Source organism: Mesorhizobium sp. M7A.F.Ca.US.006.04.2.1, from assembly GCF_004022915.1.
In the GTDB taxonomy this organism is placed as follows: domain Bacteria; phylum Pseudomonadota; class Alphaproteobacteria; order Rhizobiales; family Rhizobiaceae; genus Mesorhizobium; species Mesorhizobium ciceri.
This window is the reverse complement of record NZ_RZQA01000914.1, coordinates 1-2,394: the sequence shown is the minus strand read 5'-3', so window position 1 is coordinate 2,394 and position 2,394 is coordinate 1. Positions and strand designations below refer to the sequence as shown.

2 protein-coding genes and 1 pseudogene are annotated in these 2,394 nt (G+C 62.8%); all 3 read left to right on the top strand.

The window, feature by feature from the left end; genetic code table 11:
- A pseudogene (locus EN925_RS32110) lies at window positions 1–375 on the top strand (ABC transporter permease); the annotation flags it as partial.
- Complete coding sequence (locus EN925_RS32105) at window positions 372–1,400, top strand: ABC transporter permease (RefSeq protein ID WP_127385218.1); 1,029 nt, start codon at window positions 372–374, stop codon at window positions 1,398–1,400. The pseudogene EN925_RS32110 and the gene EN925_RS32105, both read left to right, overlap by 4 nt.
- A 99-nt stretch (window positions 1,401–1,499) precedes the next feature.
- On the top strand, window positions 1,500–2,394 hold an 895-nt coding region (locus tag EN925_RS32100), incomplete at its 3' end, for a sugar ABC transporter substrate-binding protein (protein ID WP_245487386.1).

Here is a 2,394-nt window from a genome sequence, read left to right as displayed (position 1 = left end):
CAGTCGGCCCGCTTCTCCGGCGTGGCTGTCTCAGGCGTCCGCATCACCGCCTTCATCGGTGCGGGCATGCTCTACGGTGTCGCCGGCTTCATGCTGAGCGCTCAGACCGCGACCGGCAATCCGACGGCGGGCACGCCATTCCTGATGCTTACCTTTGCCGCTGTGGCGCTCGGCGGCACCCCGCTCAGCGGTGGCCGCGGCAGCCTCGTCGGATCGATCCTCGGTGCCGGCACGCTCATGCTTTTGCAGAAGGTGCTGTTCTCGGGCGGGGTCTCGTCTTTCTACACCGGTATCTTCCAAGGCTTGGTACTGGTGCTTGCGATCGTTTTCGGCAACGCGGTGGCGCGTCTGCTCAAGAAGGACGAAGTCCAGTGAACGCGCATAAGGACGTAGCGATGCCTTTCGATGCCTCTTCCGACCAGCGCGGCAGGCAGAAACTCGACCGGGAAACGGTGAACACGCTTGTCGTGTTCGGGCTGAGCATCGTGCTCGTGTTGTGCTCGCGCTTCATCAGCCCGGCGCTCGGCTCCTGGAGCCAGGTGCTCACGGTGCTGATCCTTGCGTCCTTCCTGATCATCCTTTCCTTCGGGCAAGGGCTTGTCATCCTGGTCGGCGGACTGGATCTGTCGATCCCTGCCCTCATCACGCTCGGCGGCGTCCTGACGACGACCTGGATCGGCACGGGCAACGCCGGCATCTGGTACATGCTGCCGGCCATTCTGGTCATCTGCGCGCTCGTCGGCGCGGTGAGCGGCATCGGCATCGTCTGGCTGAAGGTGCCGCCATTCATTATGACGATGGCGACGTCGATCTTCGTCGCTTCGGTGGCGCTTGGCTATACCAGCGGCACGCCGCGCGGCGGCTCGCCATCGGCGCTGCTGTGGCTGATGAAGGAGTGGTTCCTCGGCGTGCCGGTGATCATCTACTTCACACTCGCCTTTATCCTGTTCGGCTGGCTCCTGCAGAATTTCACAGCGCTCGGACGCCGGCTCCGTGCGCTCGGCACCAACAGGGACGCCGCGCTCATCGCTGGCGTCAACGTCAACCGGCTCGAACTCGTGCCCTATGCAATGAGTGCCGCCTGCGCCGGTTTCGTCGGCATGATGCTCGTCGGCTATTCGAACGGCGCGACACTCAGAATGGGCGACAGCTATATGCTGCCCTCGATCGCCGCCGTCGTGATCGGCGGCTCCTCGATTCTCGGCGGCAGCGGGACCTTCATCGGCACGGTCGGCGGCGCAATCCTTCTAACCACGCTCGGCACGATGATCTCCGCCATTGGACTCAGCGAGGGATGGCGCACCGTCATCGAGGGCGGGATCATCGTTGGCGCGCTGCTGGTGCTGCGGGGCGAGTTCCTGACCCACATCGGCAATCGGATGCTGACGCGCAGGAAATGACCATGCCCCTGCTTGCAATGTTTCTTTCGATTGTGAGAACGTTCTCACAAGCTATGGCCCGGCACGCAAGGGCCAAATTCCAAAGGGAGGTTGATGCAAATGAAGCTATTAAAAACACTAGGTCTGGCCGCGTCGCTGACGCTTGCCACAGCTGTGAGCGTCGGGACGGTCGTCGACCAGGCCGACGCGCAGGACAAGAAGCTCAAGGTTTATCTGTCGCTGAGCTATAGCGGCAACTCGTGGCAGTCGGAGGCCGCGAACATTGTCAAGGCGCTGGCGCAGACGCCGCCCTACGACAAGACGGTGGAACTGAAGGAGGTGATTTCCGGCACCGATCCGCAGGCGCAGATCTCGGCCTATGAAAGCATGATCCAGGATGGCGCCGACGGCATCATCAGCTTCCCGATCTCGTCGACGGCGTTGAACCGCACCATACATCGCGGCTGCCAGAAAGGCGTGCTGTTCTTCATGTACGACGCCACGGTAACCGAGCCCTGCGCCTACAACGTCAGCTACATCACCGCCGGCTTTGGCGAGAACACCGCCCAGGCGCTGGTCAATATCCTTGGTGGCAAGGGCAATATCTTCCTCAGCCGCGGCGTTCCGGGCAACTCGGTCGACAAACGCCACACCGACGGCGCAATGCACATCTTCAGCCAGTATCCCGGCATCAAGGTGGTCGCCGAATACTATTCCTACTGGGATGACCGCACCACGCAGCAGGAGACGGCCAAGGCGCTCGCCGCACATCCGGACGTCGACGGCATCTGGGCCCAGGCTGGCGAATACGGCGCGATCCAGGCGCAGCTTGACAAGGGCAACAAGCTCGTGCCGATGACCGGCGAGAACTCTGACGGCTTCCGCCTCGGCCTGGCCGATCCGAAGATGCAGGGCATGGGGCTCAAGGGCGTCTCGGCCGGCTCGCCGCCTGCCACCTCCGGCTACGCCTTCAAGCTGATGATGGAGATCCTCACCAAGAAGCGCGACCTGAAGC